Genomic DNA, 6,044 nt, shown 5'->3' with positions numbered 1-6,044 from the left:
TTTTACTTCGATTTTGCCTATGTTTTAGGAAAAAGCTGTATCTTTGCAATACAAATTAACGATATAACTATTATGATACACAGACTATTAATCGAAGATTTGACCGAATGGGGCAAACGTAAGAACAGGAAACCTCTTGTATTACGCGGAGCACGACAAGTTGGAAAGACTACTCTTATTGACGAATTCAGCAAGCAGTACGACTGCTATATAAAGTTGAATCTTGAGCAAAGTAGCGATGCCAAGGCATTCGGCATATCAGACAATGTGGCTGAAATATTCCAGTATATATGTCTGCAAAAAAAGATTGTTGCAGACAAAAGCAAACGCACATTGCTGTTCATTGACGAGATACAAAACGAACCTAAAGCCGTAGGACTGCTCCGCTATTTCTATGAAGAAATGCCATGGCTGCACATCGTAGCTGCCGGGTCAAGGCTACAGACACTTATAAAGCAACGCATATCATTTCCGGTAGGACGTGTGGAATACATGTCGCTACGTCCATGTTCGTTCCTCGAATTTTTGAACGCTACAGCTAACGAACCTTTGGCAGAGATGATACGCCAGCTAAACGTCTCGCCTATCTACCACGATATGCTCATAGCCCTTTTCAACAAGTACACACTCGTTGGAGGTATGCCAGAAGCTCTTGTAGAGTATACCACAAATGAGGATGTCTCAAGGCTTTCGCCAATATACCGATCATTGCTTAACGGTTACAACGAGGATGTTGAGAAATATGCAAAGAACGCCAATCAAGTGAACGTGATACGCCACTTGCTTACACACGGATGGACAGAGGCTGGACAGACCATTACGTTCAACCGCTTCGGCGGCAGCAACTACACGAGTAAGGAGGTACATGAGGCGCTTGAAGTGCTGCAAAACGCATTTCTACTCAGTCTCGACTATCCAGTAACAACAGTGAAGGCTCCAGCAATACCTGCACTTACACGACAACCAAAACTGATATGGCTCGACTCTGGAATAATGAATTTCTCGGTTGATATACAAACCGAATACTTACAGAACAGCTCGCTGCTTGATGTATGGAAAGGACATGCTGCAGAACAGATTGTAGCCCAAGAACTACGCATCGTGCTCGACCGCAACTACAGAAACGAACAGTATTTCTGGGTTAGAGACAGAAAGGGAGCCACAGCCGAAGTTGATTTCGTATGGCAGCATAACGCCACTATAGTACCTATCGAGGTGAAGTCGGGCACCAATGCCCACCTTCGATCACTGCATTCGTTTATGGACACAACTGAAGCAACCGGCATCGCCGTTAGGATATGGTCCGGCAAATATAGCATAGACGAAGTGACAACTCCAAACGGTAAAACTTTCCGACTAATAAACCTTCCTTTCTATTACATAGGAATGCTCGACAGGATACTTGACAAATGGCTGATAAATGGCTGGTAAATAGCCGATGTTTGGCTGGTAGATGACATATGGAGGCCGGCTGATTGCCGATGAAGGCTGATAGATGGCAAATGGGGGCTGGTAGATGGCTGGCAGATAACCCTGACCGAACAGCTATCTATCAGCCCTCAACTCTCTGATTTATAACGAACTATGCGTCTGCTGATATTTCTGACACATTTTTTCGCATACTTATATTTGTATGCACATATGTGTTATTGTCTATAGTTATTGTATTCATAAATAATCCTCCATGCATTTTAATACCGCAAATCTACAACATTAAATCCATACGGCAAAATGTTTTCATAAAATGTTAGAAGCTACAATCGTTTGAAAATATAAAAGGGCAGAATTCTGTATATTAGAGCAAGTGATTGTTCATAATGACTTATTTTTGAAATTAAACTTATTCCCACATCGTATCTTTACCACCGTGGCTGTCATGCTCGGTTGGTGCAGATTCTTATACTGCTCTTGATGTTTCGGGGGCAAAGGTATAAAAAAAATGGGATGGGCAAAGAAAATGATGGATTATTTCTGGCTGTATCATTTGTATGATAAACTAAAATACAGTATATTTGCAAAAGAAATTAAACTTTTCTCATAAGAAAAGAAATATGCTATAAGAGTTCATATTTCTCTACATGTTAAATTATTATTGCTGACAACTATGAAATTGAAGACAAAACTCAATGCAATAATATTAGGATTTACAATGATCCTTTCAATGCAAACAGCTTTTGCAGCTTGCAAACTGTCATTTGCTGCTCAACAAAAGAAGGTAGCGACCATTAGCACAAAGAAAGTCGCTGGTGGTAAGAAAAAGGTCGCTGGTGGTAAGAAGAAAATTTATCGCAAGGCTTCGATGCGGAAATATTCCCAAAAGGAACTAAATCAAATTATGCGAACACTTGAAAGGAAGTTTTTGTCGGCAGACAATTCTTCAGCCTGGCGAAATATCGTTGGATTTGGAATAGGAAACAACTCCATAGATGTTTCACTCCGCTGGAACACCAAGGAGAAGCAACAGGAGTTTCGCAATCAGATATACAACTCGTCTGTCATTAAGTTTGGAGACAAACTCGACCCTGTCATAGATAATAAAACAGGAGTAAGCTCTTATAATGGTATTTCCATCAAGGCAGAGAGTCCCTCCTATCCTTTGGGTAGTACAGAAATCAAAATCACTATTACCAACCATAGTGGCAAAGAATTCATGTATGGCGAAGCATATAGCATCACAGCCCAAGGTAGGGATGGTAATTGGTTTATTTTACCAACTGACTGCCTATTCAATGCTATTGGGCATATATTAAGCGATGGTCAAAGCGCCACCATAACTGCTCATCTTTTTCCCGATATTCTGCCAAACAAGCCTGGCATCTATCGCTTCTTTTACGAAGAAAACATAGATGGCAATAAGGTGCTGCTTATGACAACCTTTGAGTTGGAGTGAATAATAAAATATAGCTTATGAAAATACTTTTCAGTTTATTGGCTTTTTTTTGCAGCATGCGTCCATTCCCAAGATGTGGTGGACAAGGTAAGTGTGCGTGTACAGTATCGTGCATTGTATAAACATACGCAGGAGCAAAAGGAAGCGTATGATGATATAAATCTGTTGGATATAGGGAGACATTCGTCTCGGTTTTATAGCCAACGGTTTGAGCAGTTTCTGCATCAGCGTGATTCTGTGAAGAGTGTGAATGCCGACCCTATGAACTATTTGCAGTTCCTGGCAAATACGTTTGGCTCTAAGAAAGGACGCGAGTATGAAGTTTATAAGCACATTCCACAGAAGGGCACTCTCACTTATACGGATGTCCTGCACAATGACTTTTTCTTCTGTTATGAGGAATCCATTCCGATGTTTTCTTGGGAACTTGCCGATGGTGACACTATTATTATAGGTTATCCCTGCCATAAAGCCGTTTGTCAGTTCCGTGGGCGCACTTGGACAGCGTGGTATTCGTTGGACCTGCCTTTTGATAATGGTCCATGGAAGTTAGGTGGTTTGCCCGGACTCATATTGGCGGCTTCTGAAAGCCGACATGAATTCTCGTTTGTTGCTACAGGCATAGAGCAGATGCGGCAAACAGCAACCATCAGCTTTCACCCCAAGCGTTACTTGCGTTCAACTCCTGCCAAGTTGCAACGTCTGCTTGAAGATTACTGGAAAGACCAATGGAATACTACAAACCGCTTGCAAGGCAGTGAATATAGCGAACCGCCTAAGGCACAAAGGACTTTCAATGCCTGCTTAATGGATAAATACGAATAATGATATCCATTAGGGATGTGGCGAAGTTGAGTGGTAAAGGGGTTAGTACCGTACAACGAGTGAAGCGATTACTAAAAATGCGATCATCGCAATAATACTATTGATTTTACGTCCTTTTCAAAGAAAGGTTTCGTGTGATAGTAGTTTAAAGACTAAAAGCACTACTTTTGTACACAATATAACAAAACGTTTAAAGTCACAAATTGTGATTTTGATAATTGATATAAATATGACAGATATAATAGTAAAGACAGAGAATGGCGAACTGGTCACAAATCGTGACCAGTTGGTTGTTGTAGATAATATAGAGTCTCTAATAAAAGTAATTAGAGGACAACAAGTTATGCTTGACCGTGACCTTGCCACACTTTATGGCGTTGAAACAAAGCGTCTTAATGAGCAAGTAAAACGTAATATTAAACGATTTCCAGAAGATTTCATGTTTCAATTGACCAAGGACGAATGTTTAAGGTCGCAAATTGCGACCTTAAACGAAGGACGCGGACAACATTTGAAATACATGCCTTACGTATTTACTGAAAACGGAGTCGCTATGCTTAGTAGTGTTTTACGTTCTGACACTGCGATTGAGGTGAATATTCGAATAATGCGAGCCTTTGTTTCCATGCGCCATTTTATGGTAAACAACGCTTCTGTGTTCAGCCGCTTGGAAACAATGGAGTACCATCAACTGGAAATGCAGCAACATCAGCAAGAAACAGACAAACGCATTGACGAGGTATTCCGCAGATTGGACGAAGGCAACGCAAAACCGAAGCAAGGTGTGTTCTACAATGGGCAAGTTTATGATGCCTATACTTTCGTGTCCGACTTGATTAAGAGTGCAAAGAAACGTATTATCCTTATCGACAACTATGTTGATGAGACAGTATTGACATTGCTTGATAAAAGAGGAAATAGCGTGTCTGCAATCATCTACACTCAGCAGATAAGCCGTCAGTTCCAACTCGACATAGACCGTCATAATGCTCAATATGCACCGATTGACGTTGAAACATTCCGTTTATCACATGACCGCTTCCTTTGTATAGACGATGATGTGTATCACATAGGTGCATCCATAAAGGACTTTGGCAAGAAGTGGTTTGGTTTCTCCAAGATGGAGATACTTACACCAGACGAATTGGTGGAAAGAATCAACAAAGGGTAATACACAACAAAGGGTAATACACTACTATACGTATAGCAGAACATTCTCGTTTGTGGATTGTTTCTCGTACTATTGAATAACATAGAAAAACTCTTAGTCAAAGGGCATCGGGTGAAAAAGTGATTGTTTATACTGTTTCTGGCACTGATGCAAAAGTCGATAACGAGGTTGAAGTGCCTAAATATAACCATTTGGATAAAGAATGAGAATTGCCGTTTTTACTTTACTTCTGCTAACAAATCTTTCGCTCTATGCACAAACCTTCACAGGAAAGGTGAAGGGTAAGAAAGGAGAACTCTTGGTAGGTGCCTCTGTTGTGGCATCGACTGAGAGCAAGTCAACCGTGGCGTATTGTCTCACAAGCGATAAGGGTGAATATAAGCTGACTATTCATAATGCAAAACTATATTAAATCACATGCTCTTTTCTGTAGTCATCTGACAAATCTTGAGGACATTCAAAACCAACCTCCAAAGCTTTCACTTCAGGGGATATGTAATATTTTTCTTTCGTAGAAACCTTTTCCTTAAATTTCTCCAAAAAGGAATTCAATCCTGTCACAACTGCTTCTGATACACTAATATTGTTCTGTTGAGCATATCTGACAATACTATTATATGTGTTATTGTCTATAGTTATTGTATTCATAAATAATCCTCCATGCATTTTAATACCGCAAATCTACAACATTAAATCCAAACGGCAAAATCTTTTCGGAGAATTATTGCTGTTTGGGTTCTCAACAGATTGTTATACAAAAATCGAGTTGGTGAAAATATCTGCCATATCTTCCAGCAACGACACATCTCACTGTGTATCAACAGAATAAAGGCTGGCAGATAAGCGCCGAAACGACTTATCTGCCAGCCTATCTCCCAGCCTATCAGCGAGCACTCGGAGATATCCATTTCTGTTTTTATCCCAACTGGCTTACAATTCGGAAATTTTATCTAAACTTGTAAGCAAAAACTGAAATTTATGATACTAACAGACTCAATGCTCGACGCAGCATTCCAGTGATTTCTGCAAGAAATGCGACATCAAATTGACAAATGCCGACTCTCTACCCGATCTTGACGATATATGCACCTACGTGGTGAATGATATGATGTTTTGGAAACTTCTAATTGTCTTTTTTTAAATAAGGTTGACACCCTA

5 protein-coding genes, 1 pseudogene and 1 riboswitch are annotated in these 6,044 nt (G+C 40.3%); of the genes and pseudogenes, 5 read left to right on the top strand and 1 reads right to left on the bottom strand.

What is annotated here, in order from left to right:
• Positions 1-72 precede the first annotated feature (72 nt).
• The 5 genes and pseudogenes from HMPREF0673_RS05930 (at position 73) to HMPREF0673_RS14700 (ending at position 5,298) form a co-directional block, all read left to right on the top strand.
• Positions 73-1,431, top strand: coding sequence for an ATP-binding protein (locus HMPREF0673_RS05930; RefSeq protein ID WP_040596531.1), 1,359 nt, complete (start codon positions 73-75; stop codon positions 1,429-1,431).
• Positions 1,432-1,814: 383 nt separating this feature from the next.
• Positions 1,815-1,920: riboswitch (SAM-I-IV-variant riboswitch) on the bottom strand.
• Positions 1,921-2,104: 184 nt separating this feature from the next.
• Positions 2,105-2,890 (top strand): immunoglobulin-like domain-containing protein, encoded by a 786-nt coding sequence (locus tag HMPREF0673_RS05925; protein WP_007899413.1) that lies wholly within the window; start codon positions 2,105-2,107, stop codon positions 2,888-2,890.
• Positions 2,891-2,926: 36 nt separating this feature from the next.
• Positions 2,927-3,715, top strand: a pseudogene (locus HMPREF0673_RS13345) (GLPGLI family protein); the annotation flags it as partial.
• 229 nt (positions 3,716-3,944) lie between these two features.
• Complete coding sequence (locus tag HMPREF0673_RS05915; RefSeq protein WP_007899410.1) at positions 3,945-4,886, top strand: ORF6N domain-containing protein; 942 nt, start codon at positions 3,945-3,947, stop codon at positions 4,884-4,886.
• Between the two features lie 202 nt (positions 4,887-5,088).
• The gene (locus HMPREF0673_RS14700; RefSeq protein ID WP_007899409.1) at positions 5,089-5,298 is read left to right on the top strand and encodes a peptidase associated/transthyretin-like domain-containing protein; all 210 of its coding nucleotides are present in this window, start codon (positions 5,089-5,091) and stop codon (positions 5,296-5,298) included.
• On the opposite strand, the gene HMPREF0673_RS05905 is transcribed toward HMPREF0673_RS14700, so the two are convergent.
• Positions 5,295-5,534 carry a DUF6364 family protein gene (locus HMPREF0673_RS05905; RefSeq protein WP_157591646.1) on the bottom strand — a complete coding sequence of 80 codons (240 nt, stop codon included), beginning with the start codon at positions 5,532-5,534 and terminating at the stop codon, positions 5,295-5,297. The two genes, HMPREF0673_RS14700 and HMPREF0673_RS05905, sit on opposite strands and share 4 nt — an antisense overlap.
• Positions 5,535-6,044 lie beyond the last annotated feature (510 nt).

It is taken from the genome of Leyella stercorea DSM 18206 (assembly GCF_000235885.1).
Lineage (GTDB): Bacteria > Bacteroidota > Bacteroidia > Bacteroidales > Bacteroidaceae > Prevotella > Prevotella stercorea.
Note: the sequence above shows the minus strand (reverse complement) of the source record. Positions and strands in the feature narration are given on the sequence as shown.